Consider the following 19,928-nt stretch of genomic DNA (forward strand, 5'->3'; position numbering starts at 1 on the left):
TCACCTGTCCCCGTCGAGGGTGTACGTGCGGTCGCCCGGGCCGGGCGCCGAGTCGGTGCCGGGGGCCACCAGGGCCAGGCGTACGTGTTCCGCGAAGGATTCGGCGTACGCGACGCGCTGGGTGTCCTTGGTGTTCAGGGCGAAGGTGATCGGGACGGCCTCGGCGGGGCCCTTGCGGTCGGCGTCCTTGTCCAGGGCGGTGAGCCTGCCGACGCCGAGGACCCGGGCGTTGGCGACGATGATCACCGACCGCGAGGGGTCGGTGTCCTTGGCGCCCTTGAAGGTGGCGATGATGTTGACCTTGGCGCCGGAGGTGATCTTTCCCGCCACGCCCGTGGCCGCGTCGATCATGATGGCGATCTCCTGCTCGCCGGGCTGCAGCTGCGGCCGGTCGACGAACATGTCCGCCTGGAGCAGCGAGCCCTTCTTCAGGGTGGTGAGCGCGATCTTGTCCTTGAGGGCGCCGAGGTCGGTGACGGCGGTGTCTGAAAGCCACCGCTTGGGGATCCTGACCTCCTCGAACTGCCCCGCCGCCAGCGGGCTGTACGGTGCTATGTCTCCCTTGGCGCGGTACGCGACGACCTCGGCACCGACCTTGGAGTTGACGTCGCCGATCACCACGAGGACTCCGGCGAAGGCCCCCAGTGCGCACAGGACCGACAGGAGCAGCAGGATGACGCCGCGGCGCTGGCGTGAGTTCATGGGCCTTACCTACCTCGCCGTTCTTCATTCATTCGTGCGTTCGAGTGATCAGGGTCTGGAACGGGCGGTGCTCGCGGGCGGCGGCGGTGCCGTGAGCGGCGCCGCGCAGAAGCCGCAGCGGTCGCCGATGAGTTCGAGGCCGCACCAGCGGCACTCCTCCCGGCGGACCGAGGCGACCAGCTGGTAGAGCACGGACAGGTCGGGGATCCCGGCGGCGAACTCGACGAGCTTCGGGGTGCCCCACCAGCCGGGGGACGCTCCGGGCAGCGGGTTCTCCATGACGCCCTGGACCTGCCAGGCGGGGGCCAGTTCGGCCGTGACCCAGTCGGAGGTGAGCTGGCCGCGGGCGAAGGTGAGGTGCGTGGCGAAGTCGGGACCGGCGGGCAGCACCCCGCTGCGCGGGCCGTGGGCGCCCTGGCCGCCACGGCTTCCGCCGCGGCTTCCGCCTGCGCCACCGCTGCCGCCCCCGCCGAGTTTCGCCAGGTGCGGCTTGGGATGGGCCATGACGGCGAACTGCGCGCTCGGCGACCAGGACCGGGCGTGCGCACCCAGTCCGACGGGGACCCGGACCCGGTCGAGCTTGGCGACCGAGCCCAGCAGGGCGCCCGCGTAGATGTAGTGGGACAGCAGCCGGGCCGCCGAGGCGATGATTCCGGGGCTGAAGTCGCAGACGCTGAGCTGCCGCAGCTGACGCGCCAGCAGGGCCGTTCCCAGCGGCGGCAGATCGATGCCGAGGAGCGCGATCCGGTCGGTTTCCAGGATGGCCCGTACGGTGTGCAGCCGCTGCACGGTGGAGCGCGGGAGCCATGGCGGCACGAGGGCCACCAGGTGGCCGTGCCGCTCCAGCAGGGCGCCCGTCTCCGCGAGCGCGGCCTCCAGGTCGAGCTGCTCGGGCGGGTGCAGTAACGCCGCGCCGGGCGTGTGCCGGTCAGGGGCCGGAAGTACCAGATCGGCGCTGGTGACAGCGATGGCGGTCGGCACGCGCATTCCCCCGTTCCCCCACGTTCGCCCCGTGCGCCGCGAGCACGTCACCCGCCCGGCGCGCGCTCGACGCGGACTCGACGCGGGCCCGATACGGACTCCTCACGTCCGCGCCCGCACTGCGCGACCGCATCCGATCGACCCGCTCCCCCTTGCCCCAGCACCATATCCGCGTCGCCCCTGGCGGGGCAGGGCCTTGAGGATTCCCGTGCTCACGGCACGGGTCGCCGGGGGCGGAAACCCGGACAACAGGGATCGCATAGCGGGCCATTTCAAGCCACATCGCAAAGACTCTTGACACGGGGATTGGTCTGGACCAACTTGGCAACGCACGCCTTGAGTCGGACCCGCCCCACCGGGTCCCCCCATCCCCGCACCCCCCTTCCTCCCCCCACCGGAGCCCACGTGAACCGCATACGCTCCCTCGCCCTCCCCATCGCCGTCACCCTGACCGCGGGCGCCCTGTCCGCCCTCGCCGCCGGTACCGCACAGGCGGCGGACGTGAACGTCGCCCGCAACGGCGGCTTCGAGTCGGGTCTCGCCAACTGGTCCTGCACCGGCGGAACCGGCGCTTCCGTCTCCTCGCCCGTCCACTCCGGATCCGGCGCCCTGAAGGCCACCCCCGCGGGCCAGGACAACGCCCGCTGCAGCCAGACCGTCACGGTCAAGCCGAACTCGACGTACACGCTGAGCACGCAGGTCCAGGGCTCCTACGTGTACCTCGGCGCGACCGGGACCGGCACCCAGGACGTCTCCACCTGGACGCCCGGATCGGGCGCAGGCTGGCAGAAGCTCTCCACCACCTTCACCACCGGCCCCGGCACCACCCAGGTCACCGTCTACACGCACGGCTGGTACGGCCAGCCGGCCTACGTCGTCGACGAGTTCAGCGCCTTCGGCCCGGACGGCGGAGGCGGCACCGACCCGGGTCCGTCCGTCCCCGGAGCCCCGGCCGGGACGGCCGTTTCCGGTCAGAGCGCGAACGCCCTCACCCTTTCGTGGAACGCGGTCGGCTCGGCCACCGGCTACTACGTGTATCAGGACGGCGTCCGCGTCCAGGCCGTGACCGGCGGCGCCGCCTCCACCCAGGTCACCGGGCTCGCGGCCTCGACCTCGTACTCCTTCCAGGTGAGCGCGTACAACGCGGCGGGCGAGGGCCCGAGGTCCGCCCCGGTGACCGGCACCACCACCGGCACCGACCCGGGTCCGGGCCCCGGGCCCGCCGTCCCCAAGCACGCCCTGACCGGCTACTGGCAGAACTTCAACAACGGGGCGACCGTCCAGAAGATCTCCGACGTCTCCGCGCAGTACGACATCATCGCCGTCTCCTTCGCCGACGCCACCACCACGCCCGGCGCCATCACCTTCAACCTCGACTCGGCCGGCCTCGGCGGCTACACCGTCGCCCAGTTCAAGGCCGACATCGCCGCGAAGGAGGCGGCCGGCAAGTCGGTCATCCTCTCCATCGGCGGTGAGAAGGGGACCATCACGGTCAACGACTCGGCCTCCGCGAACAACCTCGCGAACTCTGCGTACGCCCTGATGCAGGAGTACGGCTTCACCGGCATCGACATCGACCTGGAAAACGGCCTGAACCCCACCTACATGACGCAGGCCCTGCGCTCGCTGTCGTCGAAGGCGGGCTCCTCGCTCGTCATCACCATGGCCCCGCAGACGATCGACATGCAGTCCACGCAGGGCGGCTACTTCAGGACGGCGCTGAACATCAAGGACATCCTCACCGTCGTCAACATGCAGTACTACAACAGCGGCTCCATGAACGGCTGCGACGGCAAGGTCTACTCCCAGGGCTCGGTGGACTTCCTCACCGCGCTCGCCTGCATCCAGCTGGAGGGCGGGCTCGACCCCTCGCAGGTGGGCATCGGCGTCCCGGCCTCCCCGAGCGGGGCGGGCAGCGGCTACGTCTCCCCGAGCGTCGTCAACAACGCCCTGGACTGCCTGACCCGGGGCACGAACTGCGGCTCCTTCAAGCCGTCGAAGACCTACCCGGGTCTGCGCGGCGCGATGACCTGGTCGACCAACTGGGACGCCAAGGCGGGTAGTGCTTGGTCGAATTCGGTGGGTCCGAAGGTCCACGGGCTCCCGTAGGCGGTACGTGTGGGGGTGGCCGGATCGGTACGGCCGGCACAGCGTGTCCTTGACCGGGACATGCCACGAGAGCACGCTGTGCGCGTCCGCACGGCTACCCCCACACTCCCGACCCAGGAGAACGCATGCGGCTCCATACCCGCCGAAGGGCCGCCCTCACGGCGGCCCTGCTGGCGCTCGCGCTGGGCGCACCCGCCTACGGCATGAGCGCGACGGCTTCCCCTCCGCCCACCCCTTCGACCGCCACCCAGGACGAGGCGATCGTCCAGTACCGGATCCACGGCCCCTCCACCGCCGCCGACCGCACCGCCCTGCTCCGTACGGGCGTCTCGATCGACGAGGTGGACGACCACACCGTCGTGGTCAGCGCCGACACCATGCAGGCGAAGAAGCTGGGGGAGCTCGGCTACCGGCTGACCGCCCTGCCCGGCCCCCCGGACCGCTCGCTGCCCGGTATCGCGGCGAGCCCGATGGACTTCCCCTCGGCGGACTCGAAGTACCACAACTACGCCGAGGCGACGGCCGAGATCAACCAGCTCGTCGCGCAGTACCCCTCGATCGCGAGCAAGCGGGTGATCGGGAAGTCGTACCAGGGCCGGGACATGTTCGCCATCAAGATCAGCGACAACGTCGCGACGGACGAGGCCGAGCCCGAGGTGCTCTTCACCGCCCACCAGCACGCGCGCGAGCACCTGACCGTGGAGATGGCGCTGTACCTGCTCAAGGAGTTCGCCTCCAAGTACGGCAGCGACTCCCGGGTCACGAACGCCGTCAACGGCCGCGAGATCTGGATCATCCCGGACCTCAACCCGGACGGCGGCGAGTACGACATCGCCACCGGCTCCTACCGCTCGTGGCGCAAGAACCGGCAGCCCAACGCCGGCTCCTCCTACGTCGGCACGGACGAGAATCGCAACTGGAACTACAAGTGGGGCTGCTGCGGCGGCTCCAGCAGCAGCAAGAGCTCCGAGACCTACCGGGGCGCGGCCGCCGAGTCGGCGCCCGAGGTGAAGGTCGTCTCGGACTTCGTACGCAGCCGGGTGATCGGCGGCAAGCAGCAGATCAAGGCCGCCATCGACTTCCACACCTACAGCGAGCTCGTCCTGTGGCCCTTCGGCTACACCTACAACGACACCGCCCCGGGCCTGACCGCCGACGACCTCGCCGTCTACAAGAAGATCGGTACCGGCATGGCGGCGAGCAACGGCTACACGCCGGAGCAGTCGAGCGACCTCTACATCACGGACGGGACGATCGACGACTGGCTGTGGGGCAACCAGAAGATCTTCTCCTACACCTTCGAGATGTACCCGGAGAGCGGCGGCGGCGGCTTCTACCCGCCGGACGAGGTCATCGACCGCGAGACCGCGCGCAACAAGGACGCGGTGCTCCAGCTGCTGGAGAACGCGGACTGCATGTACCGCTCGATCGGCAAGGAAGCCCAGTACTGCACGACGCCGTGACCGGCTGACCGTGTGAAAGGGGGCGCCCCACCGCCAGGGGGGCGCCCCGCCCGCGTATCCGGCCGCGTATCCGGCCGCAGGCCTGCCTCAGCCGAGGACGGCGAGGGCGTCGATCTCGATGAGCAGCTCGGCCGGCAGCCCCACGTACACGGTGGTGCGGGCCGCGGGGGCCTCCCCCAGGCCCTGCTCCTCGAAGTAGGCGTTGTAGATGCCGTTCATCTCGGCGAAGTGCCCGGTGTCCGTCAGGTAGACGCGGATCATCATCACGTCGTCCCAGCCCGCACCGCCGGCCTCCAGGACGGACCGGACGTTCTCCAGCGTCTGGAGGGTCTGTTCGCGCAGCGTCGGCCCGGCGGGGGTGGGCGGCTGCCCGTCGACGTGCGGGAGGAAGCCGACCTGGCCGGCGACCTGGAGGATGTTCCCCTTCCGCACGCCGTGCGAGAACTTCGCGGGCGGGGCGGTGTGGGTGTCGGGGGTGATGGCGGTCTTCTCGGTCACGTGCTCTCCTGTGCTCCTGAATAGTCCTGACTGATGGCCCCGGCGGTGGCCAGCACCTGCGGCAGCAGTTCGAGCAGCCCCTCGGCGGCGAGGACCACACCGGGCGCGGACACCGACAGCGCGGCGACGACCCGTCCGTCCGGCCCGTGCACGGGCGCCCCTAGGCAGTTGACGGACTCCTCGTGCCCGCCGAGATCGGTGGCCCAGCCCTGCTCCCGTACGAGGTCCAGCTCGCGCAAAAAGGCCCCCGCGTCCGGAGTGGAGCGGGCGGTGTAGCGGGGGTACTCGATCCGGCCGGCGAGGGCCCGGCGCTCGGCCTCGGGCAGGTCGGCGAGGAGCAGCTTGGCCACGGCGGCGACCGTGAGGGGCACGGGCCTGCCGATGCGGGAGTACATGCGGACCGGGTAGCGGCTGTCGACCTTGTCGACGTACACGACCTCGTCGTCCTGGTGGAGGGCGAGGTGAACGGTGTGCCCGGTGGCCCTGTTCAGTTCCACGAGGTGGGGGTGGGCGATCTCCCGGACGTCCAGGTTCTCGATGGCCTCCGCGGCGAGCGCGAAGAGCCGGGCGCCGAGGCGGTGGCGGCCGTCGGGCTGGCGGTAGACGAAGCCGTGCTCGTGCAGGGTGCGCAGCAGGCGCAGCGCGGTGCTCTTGTGCACGCCGAGGGCGTCGGCGACCTCGCCGAGCGAGGCCGGGCCCCGCGCGAGCAGGGGCAGGATGCCGAGCGCCCTCTCGACCGACTGGCTCATGCCGCGCCCTCTCGTGACCGTCACTGCGCAGCGGCGCCGCGCATTGACCCACCGTCATCCGGGATGTTAGACAGCATGCAGCGGTATACGCAACGACCGTTGCACACCACGCAATCCCCGGGAGGCACCCGCATGGCCACCGCCAGCGACCCCGTCAAGGACCTCGCCGACGAGCCGGTCGACCACCGGTTCAAGGGCCTCCCCCCGGACGCCCAGGCGCACGGCCTCACCGTCGGGCAGCTCGCCGCCGAGCGCCGGGACCTCTACTCCGGCGGCTTCACCACCCCCGTGCTGACGCTCGACGCGGACGCGCTGGAGCACAACCTCACCGCGCTGGGCGCCTACGCCGCCCGCCACGACCTGGCCTTCGCCCCGCACGGCAAGACCTGCATGTCCCCCCAGCTCTTCCGGCGCCAGCTGGAGCACGGCGCGTGGGGCATCACCGCCGCCGTCCCCCACCAGGCCCGCGTCTACCGCGCCTTCGGCATCCAGCGGATCTTCCTCGCCAACGAGCTCGTCGATCCCGCCGCCCTGCGCTGGGTCGCCGACGAGCTCGCCGCCGACCCCGGCTTCCGCTTCGTCTGCTACGTCGACTCCGTGCGCGGGGTCGAGCTCATGGACCGGGCCCTCGAGGGCCGGACCGCCCGCATCGACGTCGTCGTCGAGCTGGGCGCCGGCGAAGGTGCCCGGACCGGGGCCCGCACCGACGACGACTGCCGTGCCGTCGCCGACGCCGTCGCCGCGAGCACCGCCCTGCGCCTGGTCGGCATGGGTGGCTACGAGGCCGAGGTCCCGGACGCCGACCCCGGCTCCGTCCACGCGTACCTGCGCCGGCTCACCGCCCTCGCCGTCGAGTTCGACAAGGCGGGCCGGTTCCCCGCCGACCTCGACGAGATCGTCGTCAGCGCCGGCGGCTCCGCCTGGTTCGACGCGGTCGCCGACGTGTTCGCCGAGCTCCCGGAGCTCTCCCGCCCGGTCCTCAAGCTGCTGCGCTCCGGCGCGTACGTCTCCCACGACCACGGCTGGTACACCCGCCTGACCCCCTTCAACCGGCACCCCGAAGAGGGCGGCCTGCGCCCGGCGTTCCGGCTGTGGACCCAGGTCGTCTCCCGCCCCTCCCCCACCCAGGCCTTCGTCAACGCGGGCAAGCGCGACATCGCCTACGACCTGGGCCTGCCCGAGGCCGAGCTGGTCCGCGACGCCCTCACCGGCGAGGAGCGGCCCGCCACCGGCGTCCGCGTGGTCAAACTGTCCGACCAGCACGCCTGGCTGGAGACCGGCTCGGCCGAGGACGTACAGGTCGGCGACTGGGTGGCCCTCGGCATGTCCCACCCCTGCACGATCTTCGAGAAGTGGCCGCTGATCCCGGTCGTGGCGGCCGACGGCACCGTCACCGACTACGTGCGCACCTTCTTCTAGGCGCCGGCCGGTGGACCTGGTCATCCGGGGGGCCCGCGTCGTCGACGGCACGGGCGGGCCCTCGTACACCGCCGACGTCGGCGTCCACGAGGGCCGGATCGCGGCGATCGGCAGGCTCCCGGGCGGGCGCAGGACCCTCGACGCGCACGGCCTCGCCCTCGCCCCGGGCTTCGTCGACATGCACGCCCACAGCGACCTCGCCCTGCTCCGCGACCCGGACCACAGCGCGAAGGCCGCGCAGGGCGTGACGCTGGAGGTCCTCGGCCAGGACGGCCTGTCGTACGCGCCCGCCGACGACCGCACCCTCGGCGAGGTGCGGGCCGCCATCGCGGGCTGGAACGGCCCGGGCGACGACATCGACTTCGACTGGCGCACGGTCGGCGGCTACCTCGACCGGCTGGACCGCGGCTTCGGCGGCGAGGGCATCGCCGTCAACGCCGCCTACCTCGTCCCGCAGGGCACGGTCCGCGCGTACGCCCTCGGCTGGGACGACCGCCCCGCGACCGCGGCCGAGCTGGACCGGATGCGCGCCCTCGTCGCCGAGGGCCTCGCCCAGGGCGCCGTCGGCCTGTCCTCCGGGCTCACCTACACCCCCGGCATGTACGCCTCCGGGGCCGAACTGACCGAGCTGTGCCGGGTCGTGGCCCGCTACGGCGGCTACTACTGCCCGCACCACCGCAGTTACGGCCACGGCGCCCTGGCCGCCTACGCCGAGATGATCGCCCTCACCCGGGAGGCCGGCTGCGCCCTGCACCTCGCGCACGCCACCATGAACTTCGGCGAGAACCGGGGCCGGGCCCCCGAGTTGCTGGCCCTGATCGACGCGGCCCTGGACGGGGGCGCCGACATCACCCTCGACAGCTATCCGTACACCCCCGGCTGCACCACCCTCGTCGCGCTCCTGCCGGGCTGGGCGAACGAGGGCGGCCCGGAGGCGGTCCTCGCCCGGCTGCGGGACGACGCCCAGGCCGAGCGGATCCGTCACGCGCTGGAGGTCGAGGGCTCCGACGGCTGCCACGGGGTGCCCGTCGACTGGTCGACGATCGAGATCTCGGGGACCGCGGACCCCGCCCACGGCGCGTACGTCGGCAGGCGCCTGGACGGTTGGGAGACCGCCCGCCGGCTCCTGCTGGGCGACCGGCTCGCGCCGACGATCCTCCAGCACGTCGGCCACGAGGTGAACGTCCGGGCGATCATGCGCCACCGGGTCCACACCGGCGGCTCCGACGGCATCCTCCGGGGCGCGAAGCCGCACCCGCGCGCCTACGGCACCTTCCCCCACTACCTCGGCCACTACGTCCGCGAACTGGGCCTGCTCTCCCTGGAGGAGTGCGTGGCGCACCTGGCCGGCCGTCCCGCGGCGCGCCTGCGGCTGCCCGACCGGGGTCTGGTCCGCGTGGGCCACCGCGCCGATCTCGTCCTCTTCGACCCGGAGACGGTCGCGGCCGGATCCACGTACGAGCGTCCCCGCGCGCTGCCGACCGGTATCCCGCACGTCCTGATCGACGGGCGGTTCGTCATGCGCGACGGGCGCCGGACGGACGTGCTGGCCGGGCGTTCGGTCCGCCGGACCGACCAGGGTCCCCGGTAGATCCGACATCTACGATGGGCGGCATGGTCGCCTTCGCCCTTGCCGCCCTGCTTTTCCTCGCGTTCTGCATAAGCGTCAGACAGGACCGGCGCCGCTTCAGCAACGCCGTGCTCCTGGGGCTGACCTTCCTGAGCGCCTTCTCCGCCCTGTTCCTCCAGGTGGGCAAGCTGCCGACCTGGGCGGCCGTCACGGTCGTCGTACTGGCCTTCGCCTCACCCGCGTTCGCCACCCTGGCGCTGGGCGTCTTCCTCGTCCGCAACGGCGTGACCATGGTCCGCAAGGAGGGCCTGCGGCCGGCCAACCTGCTGTCGATGCTCGCGGGCCTCGCGATCTTCGCGCTGATCGCGCTGCTGGTCCTCGTCGGCGTGGTCGGATCCCCCGTACTGGGCGGCATCGCCGGAACCCTCACCGTCGTCGCCGGCTACGTCTCCTTCGTCTTCTTCTGCTTCCTGGGCTACGCCTTCCTCTACGGACGGATCAAGGTGCGCGGCGACGTCCACCACGTGGTCATGCTGGGCTCGGGACTGGTCGGCGGGGACCGGGTGCCTCCGCTGCTGGCCTCGCGCCTGCGCAAGGGGCAGCAGATCTACGAGGCCCAGCTGGCCCGGGGCGGCCGGCCGCCGGTCCTGCTCGTGTCGGGCGGCAAGGGATCGGACGAGAAGGTCGCCGAGGCCCGGGCGATGGCGGACTGGCTGATCTCGGAGGGCGTCCCGGCGGAGCACATCGTGCTGGAGGACCGGTCCACCACGACCGAGGAGAACATGCGCTTCAGCCGGGAGATCATGGAGGCGCACGATCCGGCCTACCGGTGCGTGGTGGTCACCAACAACTTCCACGCCTTCCGGGCCGCGATGCTGGCGCGCAAGACCGGGGTCAACGGGCAGGTACTGGGCTCCCCCACCGCGAAGTACTACGTGCCGAGCGCCACCATCCGGGAGTTCGTCGCGGTCTTCTGGGAGCACCGGCTCGTGAACCTGTCGATCTGCGGCCTGCTGACCGTCTTCGGCGCGCTCGGCACGCTGGCCGCGGTCCTCGTCTGAACCGCGCGCACGCGAAGGTGCCGTGACTCCCCCCTTGGCAGTCACGGCACCGGTCCGCGCGTGCGCGGCGGTACGGGCTACACCCGCTGCCAGAGCGCCGGGACGTTCGGCGGCTCCCAGCCCGGCTGGGCCTGGTGCCCCTGGATGCAGCGGTAGGTCGCGCCGCCGTGGGTGACGGTGGCGCCGGCCGCGTAGACGGTGCCCGCCTTCCAGGTGCCGCCCGGCTCGGGCTCGCCGGGGCCGGGTCCCGGACCGGGGTCGCTGCCGCTGACCTTGAGGGTCAGTCCGTACGCCGACAGGATCGGGTTCAGCGGCTGGAAGAAGGTGGTCCCGCCGCTGGAGCAGTTGCCGGACCCGCCCGAGGTGACGCCCTGGGCCTGGCTCCCGGAGATGTAGGAGCCGCCCGAGTCGCCCGGCTCGGCGCAGACCGTCGTCCGGGTCACGCCGGAGATGGTGCCCTCGGGGTAGGTGACGCTGGTGTTGTGCTGCTGGATCGTGCCGCAGTGCCATCCGGTGGTCGATCCGGAACGGCATACCGAGGCCCCGACCGGCTGCAGCACCGAGCCGGTGACCTGCACGTTCGCGCCGCTGCCCTTGACGTACGGGGTCGCGGTCCACTGGGTGTTGGCGGCCACCCAGGCCATGTCGTTGCCGGGGAAGACCGATGCCTGGAAGGACCCCTGGGCCACCTGGTTGAAGCCGCTGGTGGTGGTTCCGGCGCGCCCGCAGTGCCCGGCGGTGGCGAAGCCGTTCACGGTCCCCCTGGTGACGGGGAAGCCGACGGAGCAGCGGCCGCTGCCGTTCATGTAGTAGGCGTCGCCGCCGCGCAGGTCGTAGAGCGGGCGCGGGACCTCGGCCGTACGGACCACCGTGACCCGGGCCGGGTCCGTCCCGGTGGCGGCCAGCAGTGCGGCCGCCGCGCCCGGCCCGGTCTCCTCGACGACGAGGGTGTTGGAGCGCGGGTCGACGTAGCGGACCGGGGTCGCGGGACCGGCGGCCCGGTCCAGCGCGGTCTTCGCGGCGTCCAGGTCGGCCAGGCTGCGGGTGACCAGCTCGGCCCGGGCCCCGGTGGCCCGTATCGCGGCGGTGTCGGCGGCCCGGGTGGTGGCCACGGTGAGGGTGCCCGCGTCGGGCCCGTCCACCCAGGCCCCGGCGAAGGCGGCGCCGAGCCGGTCGCGCAGCCGGGCGGCGGTGGCCCCCGCCTCGGCCTCGTGGGCGAGTCGTGCCTTGGCCTGCGTGGGGGTCAGGCCGAGGTCGCGCTGCATGGCGGCGAGCAGCTCGGGCGGGGCGTCGGCGGTGCGCAGGGTGGCCGACGCGGAGGGGGCGGCGGGCGGCGCGGGATCGGCGGTGGCGCCGCCGGTCCCGGCCAGCAGCAGCCCGGCGGCGGCCAGGGCGGTACACGCCGCGCGGGCGTGTCGCTTGAGCATGGGGGATCTCCTCGGTTTCCGGTGGGGGTCTGCGGAAACCGTAGAAATCCGAACCGTCCTGCGGGAGCTGCCGGTTGACCCCTCCCCCGGTGTTATGCCCGCGGTCCCCGGACGGCGCCGCCGCAGCCGAGGTGCGTTCATGGGGCGTCGGCCGGAGGATGGGGCCAGGGGAAACCGTAGGAGGTACGCGATGGTCAGTGAACCCGACGAGCAGCCCACACGGTCGGACCGGCTCTTCACGGGCGGGGAGCGGCCGTACGACCCCGAGGACCTCGTGATGGCGACGGGCCACGACCCGACTCCGGAGCGGGTCGAGAAGGCTCGCATGCTGATCGAGAAGGAGGGCCCGCAGGTCATCGAGCGCTATCTGCCGTAGGTACGGCTCAGCGCGACACGGATGCTGCCGACAGCTCCGCCCCGGGGTCGCCCCCCGGGGCGGAGCGGTCCCCGCGCCCGGGGGCCGGTGGGAGTCCGCCGGCCGATCTCGCCAGCGCCTGTGCGTGCGCGGCCCGGGCGTGTTCCAGTACCTCCGCGGCCCGGGCCGCGGCGGGCGCCGCGGGATGCCAGCCCAGCAGGTGCCGCCACATGAGCGGGGTCCCGGTGAGCGGCCGTGTGACCACCCCCGGGGTCGCCGGGAAGGTGGCCCGGCACAGGCCGACCGCCCGCCCCACCTGCACCAGGTGCACACAGGAGGCGGTGTCGGTCTCGTAGACGCAGGCGGGCGCGAAACCGGCCCGCACACAGGCCGCGGCGAAGCAGTCGCCGAAGCACCCGTCCCCGGGGACGTCGGTCCACGCCTCGGCGGCCAGCTCGGCGAGCTCGATCTCCGCGCGCGGGGCCAGGGCCAGGGGATGGTCCTCGGCGAGCATCACGTGCACGGGATCGCGCGCCACCTCCATCCAGGCGAGGCGCCCGGGCTCGGGCGGCGCGCTCTCGCCGCAGACCCCGACCATCGCGAAGTCCAGGCGCCCGTCGGCGACGCCGCCGGCGATCTCCTTCTCGGACCAGGAGGTGTACGTGGTCACGGGCACGCCCGGTTCCCGGTGGGCGAGCCGGTCCACGAGCCCGCCGAGCAGCGGCCCGTGCGTGGCGCCGAGCCGGTAGCCGCGCGCCCCCTGCCGGGCCAACCGCTGGGCGTCCTCCTGCAGCTCGCACACCGCGGGCAGCAGCACCCTGGCCCGCTCCAGCACCAGCTCCCCGAGCGCGGTGGCCCGTACGCCCTCCCGCCCGCGCAGGAACAGCGTCCCGCCCAGTGCCCGCTCGATGCGCTTCAGCTGCGTACTGAGCGCGGGCTGGGCGAGGCCGAGCGCGGTGGCGGCCCGGGTCAGGCTCCCGGCGTCGGCGACAGCCCTGACGATCTTGAGGTGCCTCAGCTCCAGATCCATACGAAGAGCTTGGTCCAGACCTGTAGTCGTGCGCTATGGGTCGTGCGCATCCAGAATCGTTAATGCTCGTTAGCCGCAAGGGGGACACAACCCTAAGGACTGGAAAATGCACACACTCGACGTCGACTGGGACCACCCCACCGACCCGCGCCCCGGCCCACGGCTCGACCACGTCCGCGCCTATGTGAGCACTGCGGGAGCCGACGGGCACCTCTGGCACGGGGTCCCCACCCTCCTGCTGACCACGCTCGACCGCGCCACCGGCCGCACCTCCCGCACCCCGCTGATCTACGGCGAGGACGCGGGCAGCTACATCGTCCTGGCCTCCGCCCAAGGCGCCCCGCACCACCCCCGCTGGTACCGGAACCTCACCGCCCACCCGGAGGTCCGCGTCCAGGCCGGCGCCGCCGCCTTCACGGCGCAGGCGCGCACCGCCACGCCGGAGGAGCGCGAGACGTACTGGGAGATGATGACGGCCCTGTGGCCCCCGTTCGAGGACGACCGCGCCGCGGCCCGGCCCCGCCAGATCCCTCTGGTGATCCTGGAACGCCGGAGCTGACCGGGGCCCGGAGCCGGGCCCGGACGACCTGGACCCGGACGACCTGGACCCGGACCTGGGCCCGTACCTAGAACGTCGGCGCGGCAACCGCGCTGTACGTGCGCCCGCCCGCGACGAACTCACCCAGCGGGACCATGCCGAAGCCGTCGACGTGCACCTTCCAGGACGGCACGTTCCCGGCCTCGATGAAGGCGACCACCGCTTCGGCACGCTCCGAGGCCGCGGACACGGCCATGGTGAACAACGCCCGGGCCACGCCGCGCCCCCGGTACGCGGCCGCGACCACCACCGGCCCGTAGAGCAGCCACCGCACCTCGGCCAGGGGGCGCCCCTGCCACTCCAGGGCCCCCTGGGCCCGGAGCAGGCCCGCGACCGGCGGCGACGCGTCGGCCGGGGCCGCGGGCACCGACAGCGCGAGCAGCCCGGCGATCCGACCCCCGTCGTCCGCGACCAGCAGCTCCCGCGCCCCGGCCATCCCGCGCAGCACGCCGACGTCGAAACGGCCCTGCACGAACCCCTGCTCCGCCCGCTGCCGCTCGGTCAGCGCGTCGTGATGGTTGGCGGCGAAGAGCTCCGCCATGGCGGGCACATCGGCCTCGGTGGCGTACCGGTACTCCATCCCGCGATCGTGCCACGCCCCCACCACCGGGCCCCGGCGCCGACACCAGAACCTACGGGTGACGGTTGGAGCGACCCGCGTTGAACACGTTCAAACACTCTGACAGTATGGCCACGGTGAACCTGCCGGTCACCACCAGCCCGGAGGTCGTTGCGCCATGGTCATCATGCTCATCCTCTTGTTCGTCCTCGCGATCCTGGCTCTGATCGCGACGCTCGCGGCAGGCGCCGTCCTGGGCTTCCTCTACGCCGCGATGAGCAGCGGACTGACGCTCGGGGCGAGGGTCGCACTGTTCCTGCTCCTGGCCGCGGGTTCGGCAGCGACGTGGCTGACCGGCACGGGAGCCGGGACCCCGTGGCAGCCGGCGATCGTGGTGCTGTCGTCCACCGCGACGGTCGTCGCGGGAGTCACCTACCTCACCAGGGCAGCCCTGAAGCGACGCCCGCCCCGCCCCCCGGTGGCAGCGTGGACGATCCCGCGCCCGCCGGCCACGGGTCACTGAGGGCTGAGGGCTCGGGGCTCGGGGCTCGGGGACTCGGGGCGGCTTCGGGGGCGGGAGCCGCTCAGGCGGCGGTCAGGGAGGCGTATGGGGGTTTCCCGTCAGTCCCATCGTCTCTCCGTGTCGGGCCGGCCCCTCAAGGGCGCTCGTTCCTCGCGTCGCTTCGCGATGGCCTTCGGCCACCCTTGACCGCCCGTCCCGCCCCGGACATACGAAGACTGCCGGGAAACCCCCAAAGGAACGGGCCGGGCGTTAAGGGGGCAGGGCGGGGTGGTCGGGGATGCCCTGCCCGGTCAGGGTGGGGCATGTCCCCGAGGCGGGGCCCATGAGAGAGACCTGCCGGGCCGGGGGAAGCGCATCCAATCGCTACGCGCTTCGCACGTCTCGGCGTCTGCGGTCCGTCTGGGGCTGGACATAGGCCGCCCACGAGCCGTGGGACTCCTCATTGACTGCGTCCGACGGCTGTCGGGAGCAGGAAACGCCTGCGACTACGGCTATTCGGTAGTGGAGCCGGGTCAGCGGAAGCGGGCGGCCCAAAGGGCCAGCCTTTGCCCCAATTGCGGTCGTTTGGGCGCCGTTTCGTGGAGTCGTCCCCGCCCTGACCCGGATTCACTACGGAATAGGTGAAGTACCGGCCGCCAGCCCCTCCCACCGGTCCCGATAAGCCCCGGCCGACCTCCGGTCGCCGTCAGCGGCAAGCCTCCGCGACTCGTGGGCGGCCTATGCCCAGCCCAAGACGGCCTGGAGACGCTGAGACGTGAGGAGCGCGTAGCGATTGGATGCGCTTCCCCCGACCCGGCCGGCCTCTCCCATGGGCCCCGCCTCGGGGGCGTGCCTCTCACGCCCGACCGGGCCGTCCATCTCCGACCACCCCGTCCTGATCCTTGAACGCCCGGCCCGTTCCTTTGGGGGTTTCCCGGCAGTCTTCGTATGTCCGGGGCGGGACGGGCGGTCAAGGGTGGCCGAAGGCCATCGCGCAGCGACGCGACCGAAGGGAGCGCCCTTGAGGGACCGGCCCGACACGGAGAGACGATGGGACTGACGGGAAACCCCCATACGCATCCCTGATTCCGCCCGACCGAAGCCCCGCTCACCCCCACCGCCCCGCACGGCTTCGCTGGTCCCCGCGCCCAGGTTCCTGTTCGATGGCCGCATGAGCAGCGAGATCAGCAGTGACGACTTCCGCACCACCCTGCATTCCCTGCGGGTGTGGGACTCTCCGCTTCCCGGCTTCGATGCCGGGGCCGCGCCCGGTGAGCCGTTGGCACTGTTCCGGGAGTGGTTCGTGCATGCCGCCCGGGCGGGGCAGTTGGAGCCGCACACCATGACTCTGGCGACGGTGGACGGGGAGGGGCGGCCCGATGTGCGGACGCTGATGCTGCACGATGCCGACGCGCGCGGCTGGCACTTCGCCTCGCACGCGACCAGCGCCAAGGGCGTGCAGCTGGCCGGGCGGCCGGAGGCCGCCCTCGGGTTCTACTGGCCGACCGTGGGCCGCCAGGTCCGCGTCCGGGGCCGGGTCACCGCCTGCGGGCCCGAGGAGAGCCGGGCGGACCTGGCGGTCCGCTCGCGGGGTGCGCTGGCCGCCGCGCTCACGGGGCGGCAGAGCGAGGTGCTCGGCTCCGTGGAGGAGCTGGCGCGGGCCTCGGCGGCCGCCTGGGAGCGGGCCGGGGCCGAGCCGGACGCGCCGGCCCCGACCTGGACGCGGTACGTACTGGACGCCGCCGAGGTGGAGTTCTTCCAGGGGGACGCCGCGCGCAGGCACATCCGCCTGCGCTACTCCCGTACGGCCGACGGGTCCTGGGAGCGCGGGCTGCTCTGGCCCTGATCCCCGGCCCGCAGGGCCCTCAGTGCGGTGCCGGCCGGAAGACCGCCACCCACACCCCGTCCGCCGCCTCGCGGAAGGTGACCGTCAGCGGCATGCCGATGCGGAGGTCCTCCGCCTCGCAGGCCACCACCTCGGTCATCATCCGCGGGCCCTCGGCCAGGTCGACGACCGCCGCCGTGTACGGGACGCGCGTACCGAAGGGCGGGAGGTCGTTGCGGTGGATCACCGACCACGTGTAGAGGGTCGCCCGGCCGCTCGCCGTCTCCCACGTCACCCGCTCCTCGCCCGCCCAGCAGAACGGGCAGAACTCGCGCGGGTAGTGGTGGGCCCGCCCGCAGTCGGCGCAGCGCCGCACCAGCAGCCGGCCCTCCGCGGCCGCGTCCCAGTAGGGGCGGCTGAAGTCGTCCGTCTCGGGGAGGTCGTATCGCACCGTGCCGGTCACAGGAACAGTCCGATCGCCGCGTCGAGGGACCAGGTCTGCCAGGACATGGCGAGGAGCGCGACGAGGGAGATGAGCGCCATCATCGCGTTCTGGCCCTGCTCGGCCCAGTCGTGGATCATCAGCACCAGGTAGAGCAGGTTCAGCAGGAGTCCGCCGACGAGTGCGACCGGGGTCAGGAAGCCGAGCACCAGGCCCAGCCCGAGGGCGAGTTCCGCGTAGACGACGATGTACGCCATCACCTTGGGCCTCGGTGCGACGATCCGATCGAAGCCGCCCTTGACGAAGGTCCACCGGTGTTTGCCGGCGACGTCGGCGGCCCAGGCGATGCCGGTGCCGCGCTCGAACCAGCCCTTCTTGTCCTTGTGCCGCCAGCTCTCCAGCCACCACAGGCCGAGGCCTATCCGGAGCACGGCGAGCCATTCGGCCCCACTGAGCCAGATGGTCTGCATCGGCAGCCCCCACCCCTCTCGCGATCGACGTGCACGCTCTATCTGACGGTACGTCAGTTGAGCGGATCCGGGGCGATCGCGCAAGGCCCCGGCCGGCCGCGGGTCCGCGCCCCGCGGACAACCGCGCGCGCCCGTGATCGATCCGCAATCGATTCCCCGCCCGACCGAGACCCATCAACCCAGCGTGGCGATACGATCACACCTCATGCCCGGAGACCCCACAGCACCCGACATGACCACCCAGCCCCGCCCCGTGTACGTCATCGGGGCCGGCCCCGGCGGCCTCGCCGCGGCCGCCGCGCTGCGCGCCCGCGGGGTCCGCGCCGTGGTCGTCGAGAAGTCCGACGTGGTCGGCGCGTCCTGGCGGCGGCACTACGACCGGCTGCGCCTGCACACCACGCGCCGGCTCTCCGCCCTCCCGGGGCTGGCCATGCCGCGCCGCTTCGGACGCTGGGTCTCCCGCGACAACGTCGTGCGCTACCTGGAGAAGTACGCCGAGTTCCACGAGCTGGAGCTGGTCACCGGCGTCGAGGTGACCCGGATCGAGCCCGCGCCCGAGGGGGACGGCTGGATCCTGCACGCCACCGGTGGGCGGGAGCTGGCCGCCGCGGCCGTCGTCGTCGCCACCGGGTACAACCACACGCCCGCGCTCCCCGACTGGCCGGGCCGGGACGCGTACGAGGGCCGGCTGCTGCACGCCGGCGAATACCGCAACCCCCAGCCGTACGCGGGCCAGGACGTCCTCGTCGTCGGCGTCGGCAACACCGGCGCCGAGATCGCCGTCGACCTCGTCGAGGGCGGCGCGGCCCGGGTGCGGCTCGCCGTGCGCACCGCGCCGCACATCATGCGCCGCTCCACCGCCGGCTGGCCGGCCCAGCGCAGCGGGATCCTCGTGCGCCGGCTGCCCGTGCGGCTCGTGGACCGGCTGGGCGGGCTCGTCGCCAGGGCCTCCGTGCCGGACCTGTCGGCGTACGGGCTTCCGCGCCCGGCCACCGGCCTGTACAGCAGGGTCAGGCAGGGGTCGATCCCGGTTCAGGACGTCGGTCTGATCGACGCGGTCCGCAGCGGCAAGGTCGAGCCGGTGGCCGCGGTCGAGTCCTTCGACGGCGCCGGGGTGGTGCTCGCGGACGGCTCGCGGATCACCCCGGACGCGGTGATCGCGGCGACCGGCTACCGCCGGGCGCTGGAGGAGCTGGTCGGCCACCTGGGGGTGCTCGACGAGCGCGGCCGGCCCCGTACGCACGGTGCCCGCAGCCCCGAGCAGGCCCGCGGCCTGTACTTCACCGGCTTCTCCAACCCCATCAGCGGGATGTTCCGGGAGATGGCCCTGGACGCGGAGAAGATCGCCAAGGCCGTCGCCCGCCGCCCGCGCACCGCCGAGGGGGCTTCGCAATGAGCAATTCCGATGCCGCCGCCGTCCTGACGACACCCGATCCGGCGGAGGCCGTGCGCGCCGTGCGCACCCTGCTGGAGATCGCGGACACCACGGGCGGGGAGGTCGACTTCGAGGCCGTGATCCGGTCGCCGGAGGTCCTGGCCCGCGTGCTGGAGGTGCTGCCCGCCCTCAAGTGGTCGGCCGCGGGCGGTGAGGAGCACGGCTCGTCGGACGCCGGGGACGACCCCGCGCGGTGCCTGCCGATCTCGGTCTTCGACTGGTGCCACCCGCTGGATCTGGCCGAGCCGTTCATCGCCGCGCTGGGTCCCGATACCGCGGCCGTCCGGTTCGATCTGGACGCCTGGCCCGAGGTGCCCGAGGCCGGACTGGAACGCGTCTCGCAGAAGTACGCGTACCTCACGCTCTCGGTGAACTCCCGTGACCTCTACCAGCACGAGCCGTCCGAGGACCACACCGTCCACGTGCACGTGCGGAACGCCGCCCTCGCCGGGGACACCGCCCGCATCGAGTGGCTCGCCGGTCAGGTCGGCGGCCGGTTCACCGGCCGGGTGGAGTCGGCGCCCCTGTGAGCGGCCGGGCGGGCGGGGCCCGCCCGGTCCGCGCGTCGGCCGAATCGCGCCCTGGACCGGTCCGGGCGGGATCTGTCACCGTTCACCACACCACCTCCACACCTTTCCTGCGCAGCCCTGTTCCTGACGGCACGTCAGTTCAGTAATCTGACTACACGTCAGTTATTGAGTTCCATCGAGGTTCATCGAGCAGGAGCGGGCGG

20 protein-coding genes are annotated in these 19,928 nt (G+C 72.6%); 11 read left to right on the forward strand and 9 right to left on the reverse strand.

Features of this window, described 5'->3' with window-relative positions; all coding sequences use genetic code 11:
- Both cpaB and ACWGE1_RS04335 read right to left on the reverse strand, forming a co-directional pair.
- On the reverse strand, positions 1 to 702 hold the full coding sequence (gene cpaB / locus ACWGE1_RS04330) for a Flp pilus assembly protein CpaB (protein ID WP_453419042.1): 702 nt from the start codon (positions 700 to 702) through the stop codon (positions 1 to 3).
- 48 nt (positions 703 to 750) lie between these two features.
- Positions 751 to 1,689 (reverse strand): hypothetical protein, encoded by a 939-nt coding sequence (locus ACWGE1_RS04335; RefSeq protein WP_453419043.1) that lies wholly within the window; start codon positions 1,687 to 1,689, stop codon positions 751 to 753.
- 399 nt (positions 1,690 to 2,088) lie between these two features.
- Here ACWGE1_RS04335 and ACWGE1_RS04340 point away from each other — a divergent pair, with 399 nt between their 5' ends.
- Together ACWGE1_RS04340 and ACWGE1_RS04345 are read left to right on the forward strand one after the other, a co-directional pair.
- Entirely contained in the window at positions 2,089 to 3,792 is a 1,704-nt protein-coding gene (locus ACWGE1_RS04340) for a chitinase (RefSeq protein WP_453419044.1), read from the forward strand.
- Between the two features lie 125 nt (positions 3,793 to 3,917).
- Positions 3,918 to 5,255 carry a M14 family metallopeptidase gene (locus tag ACWGE1_RS04345; RefSeq protein ID WP_453419045.1) on the forward strand — a complete coding sequence of 446 codons (1,338 nt, stop codon included), beginning with the start codon at positions 3,918 to 3,920 and terminating at the stop codon, positions 5,253 to 5,255.
- Between the two features lie 87 nt (positions 5,256 to 5,342).
- Here the strand turns inward: ACWGE1_RS04345 and ACWGE1_RS04350 are convergent, their stop codons facing one another.
- A complete protein-coding gene (locus ACWGE1_RS04350; protein WP_453419046.1) occupies positions 5,343 to 5,753 on the reverse strand; it encodes a RidA family protein in 411 nt (136 codons plus the stop codon).
- On the reverse strand, positions 5,750 to 6,502 hold the full coding sequence (locus ACWGE1_RS04355) for an IclR family transcriptional regulator (protein ID WP_453419047.1): 753 nt from the start codon (positions 6,500 to 6,502) through the stop codon (positions 5,750 to 5,752). Before ACWGE1_RS04355 ends, ACWGE1_RS04350 begins: the two co-directional genes overlap by 4 nt.
- A gap of 132 nt (positions 6,503 to 6,634) precedes the next feature.
- On the opposite strand from ACWGE1_RS04355, the gene ACWGE1_RS04360 reads away from it, so the two are divergent.
- From ACWGE1_RS04360 to ACWGE1_RS04370, 3 genes are read left to right on the forward strand one after another with little or no spacing between them, the layout of a single operon-like run.
- Positions 6,635 to 7,921 carry an amino acid deaminase gene (locus ACWGE1_RS04360; protein ID WP_453419048.1) on the forward strand — a complete coding sequence of 429 codons (1,287 nt, stop codon included), beginning with the start codon at positions 6,635 to 6,637 and terminating at the stop codon, positions 7,919 to 7,921.
- 10 nt (positions 7,922 to 7,931) lie between these two features.
- Entirely contained in the window at positions 7,932 to 9,512 is a 1,581-nt protein-coding gene (locus ACWGE1_RS04365; protein ID WP_453419049.1) for an N-acyl-D-amino-acid deacylase family protein, read from the forward strand.
- A gap of 23 nt (positions 9,513 to 9,535) precedes the next feature.
- Positions 9,536 to 10,552, forward strand: a complete 1,017-nt coding sequence (locus tag ACWGE1_RS04370) for a YdcF family protein (RefSeq protein ID WP_453419050.1) — start codon at positions 9,536 to 9,538, stop codon at positions 10,550 to 10,552.
- 77 nt (positions 10,553 to 10,629) lie between these two features.
- Here the strand turns inward: ACWGE1_RS04370 and ACWGE1_RS04375 are convergent, their stop codons facing one another.
- Positions 10,630 to 11,979, reverse strand: coding sequence for a carbohydrate-binding protein (locus ACWGE1_RS04375; RefSeq protein WP_453419051.1), 1,350 nt, complete (start codon positions 11,977 to 11,979; stop codon positions 10,630 to 10,632).
- Positions 11,980 to 12,169: 190 nt separating this feature from the next.
- On the opposite strand from ACWGE1_RS04375, the gene ACWGE1_RS04380 reads away from it, so the two are divergent.
- Positions 12,170 to 12,355, forward strand: coding sequence for a hypothetical protein (locus tag ACWGE1_RS04380; RefSeq protein ID WP_030385746.1), 186 nt, complete (start codon positions 12,170 to 12,172; stop codon positions 12,353 to 12,355).
- 7 nt (positions 12,356 to 12,362) lie between these two features.
- Here the strand turns inward: ACWGE1_RS04380 and ACWGE1_RS04385 are convergent, their stop codons facing one another.
- Entirely contained in the window at positions 12,363 to 13,364 is a 1,002-nt protein-coding gene (locus tag ACWGE1_RS04385) for a LysR substrate-binding domain-containing protein (protein WP_453419052.1), read from the reverse strand.
- A 106-nt stretch (positions 13,365 to 13,470) separates the two neighbouring features.
- Between ACWGE1_RS04385 and ACWGE1_RS04390 the strand changes: the two genes are divergently transcribed.
- Complete coding sequence (locus tag ACWGE1_RS04390; RefSeq protein ID WP_453419053.1) at positions 13,471 to 13,923, forward strand: nitroreductase/quinone reductase family protein; 453 nt, start codon at positions 13,471 to 13,473, stop codon at positions 13,921 to 13,923.
- 67 nt (positions 13,924 to 13,990) lie between these two features.
- Here ACWGE1_RS04390 and ACWGE1_RS04395 read toward each other — a convergent pair whose 3' ends face one another.
- Positions 13,991 to 14,542 (reverse strand): N-acetyltransferase family protein, encoded by a 552-nt coding sequence (locus ACWGE1_RS04395; RefSeq protein WP_453419054.1) that lies wholly within the window; start codon positions 14,540 to 14,542, stop codon positions 13,991 to 13,993.
- A 157-nt stretch (positions 14,543 to 14,699) separates the two neighbouring features.
- Between ACWGE1_RS04395 and ACWGE1_RS04400 the strand changes: the two genes are divergently transcribed.
- Both ACWGE1_RS04400 and ACWGE1_RS04405 read left to right on the forward strand, forming a co-directional pair.
- Positions 14,700 to 15,044: a hypothetical protein gene (locus ACWGE1_RS04400; RefSeq protein WP_453419055.1), complete on the forward strand. Its 345-nt coding sequence runs from the start codon at positions 14,700 to 14,702 to the stop codon at positions 15,042 to 15,044.
- A 1,150-nt stretch (positions 15,045 to 16,194) separates the two neighbouring features.
- A complete protein-coding gene (locus ACWGE1_RS04405; protein ID WP_453419056.1) occupies positions 16,195 to 16,869 on the forward strand; it encodes a pyridoxine/pyridoxamine 5'-phosphate oxidase in 675 nt (224 codons plus the stop codon).
- A 19-nt stretch (positions 16,870 to 16,888) separates the two neighbouring features.
- Here ACWGE1_RS04405 and ACWGE1_RS04410 read toward each other — a convergent pair whose 3' ends face one another.
- Both ACWGE1_RS04410 and ACWGE1_RS04415 read right to left on the reverse strand, forming a co-directional pair.
- On the reverse strand, positions 16,889 to 17,311 hold the full coding sequence (locus ACWGE1_RS04410; RefSeq protein ID WP_453419057.1) for a Zn-ribbon domain-containing OB-fold protein: 423 nt from the start codon (positions 17,309 to 17,311) through the stop codon (positions 16,889 to 16,891).
- Positions 17,308 to 17,760: a DoxX family protein gene (locus ACWGE1_RS04415; protein WP_453419058.1), complete on the reverse strand. Its 453-nt coding sequence runs from the start codon at positions 17,758 to 17,760 to the stop codon at positions 17,308 to 17,310. The genes ACWGE1_RS04410 and ACWGE1_RS04415 overlap by 4 nt, the downstream gene beginning before the upstream one ends.
- Positions 17,761 to 17,992: 232 nt before the next feature.
- Between ACWGE1_RS04415 and ACWGE1_RS04420 the strand changes: the two genes are divergently transcribed.
- A complete protein-coding gene (locus ACWGE1_RS04420) occupies positions 17,993 to 19,156 on the forward strand; it encodes a flavin-containing monooxygenase (RefSeq protein WP_453419059.1) in 1,164 nt (387 codons plus the stop codon).
- Positions 19,153 to 19,725, forward strand: coding sequence for a hypothetical protein (locus ACWGE1_RS04425; RefSeq protein WP_453419060.1), 573 nt, complete (start codon positions 19,153 to 19,155; stop codon positions 19,723 to 19,725). The genes ACWGE1_RS04420 and ACWGE1_RS04425 overlap by 4 nt, the downstream gene beginning before the upstream one ends.
- Positions 19,726 to 19,928: the final 203 nt, after the last annotated feature.

The sequence above is a fragment of the Streptomyces sp. NPDC054932 genome (assembly GCF_053610205.1).

Excerpts from the sequence above, each read along its gene's own strand:
- ACWGE1_RS04395 (WP_453419054.1), bottom strand. The coding sequence starts at position 14,542 with ATGGAGTACCGGTACGCCACCGAGGCCGATGTGCCCGCCATGGCGGAG.
- ACWGE1_RS04355 (WP_453419047.1), bottom strand. The coding sequence starts at position 6,502 with ATGAGCCAGTCGGTCGAGAGGGCGCTCGGCATCCTGCCCCTGCTCGCG.
- ACWGE1_RS04335 (WP_453419043.1), bottom strand. The coding sequence starts at position 1,689 with ATGCGCGTGCCGACCGCCATCGCTGTCACCAGCGCCGATCTGGTACTT.
- ACWGE1_RS04390 (WP_453419053.1), top strand. The coding sequence starts at position 13,471 with ATGCACACACTCGACGTCGACTGGGACCACCCCACCGACCCGCGCCCC.
- ACWGE1_RS04345 (WP_453419045.1), top strand. The coding sequence starts at position 3,918 with ATGCGGCTCCATACCCGCCGAAGGGCCGCCCTCACGGCGGCCCTGCTG.
- ACWGE1_RS04385 (WP_453419052.1), bottom strand. The coding sequence starts at position 13,364 with ATGGATCTGGAGCTGAGGCACCTCAAGATCGTCAGGGCTGTCGCCGAC.
- ACWGE1_RS04405 (WP_453419056.1), top strand. The coding sequence starts at position 16,195 with ATGAGCAGCGAGATCAGCAGTGACGACTTCCGCACCACCCTGCATTCC.
- ACWGE1_RS04420 (WP_453419059.1), top strand. The coding sequence starts at position 17,993 with ATGACCACCCAGCCCCGCCCCGTGTACGTCATCGGGGCCGGCCCCGGC.
- ACWGE1_RS04425 (WP_453419060.1), top strand. The coding sequence starts at position 19,153 with ATGAGCAATTCCGATGCCGCCGCCGTCCTGACGACACCCGATCCGGCG.
- ACWGE1_RS04400 (WP_453419055.1), top strand. The coding sequence starts at position 14,700 with ATGGTCATCATGCTCATCCTCTTGTTCGTCCTCGCGATCCTGGCTCTG.
- ACWGE1_RS04370 (WP_453419050.1), top strand. The coding sequence starts at position 9,536 with ATGGTCGCCTTCGCCCTTGCCGCCCTGCTTTTCCTCGCGTTCTGCATA.
- ACWGE1_RS04360 (WP_453419048.1), top strand. The coding sequence starts at position 6,635 with ATGGCCACCGCCAGCGACCCCGTCAAGGACCTCGCCGACGAGCCGGTC.
- ACWGE1_RS04375 (WP_453419051.1), bottom strand. The coding sequence starts at position 11,979 with ATGCTCAAGCGACACGCCCGCGCGGCGTGTACCGCCCTGGCCGCCGCC.
- ACWGE1_RS04415 (WP_453419058.1), bottom strand. The coding sequence starts at position 17,760 with ATGCAGACCATCTGGCTCAGTGGGGCCGAATGGCTCGCCGTGCTCCGG.
- cpaB (WP_453419042.1), bottom strand. The coding sequence starts at position 702 with ATGAACTCACGCCAGCGCCGCGGCGTCATCCTGCTGCTCCTGTCGGTC.
- ACWGE1_RS04380 (WP_030385746.1), top strand. The coding sequence starts at position 12,170 with ATGGTCAGTGAACCCGACGAGCAGCCCACACGGTCGGACCGGCTCTTC.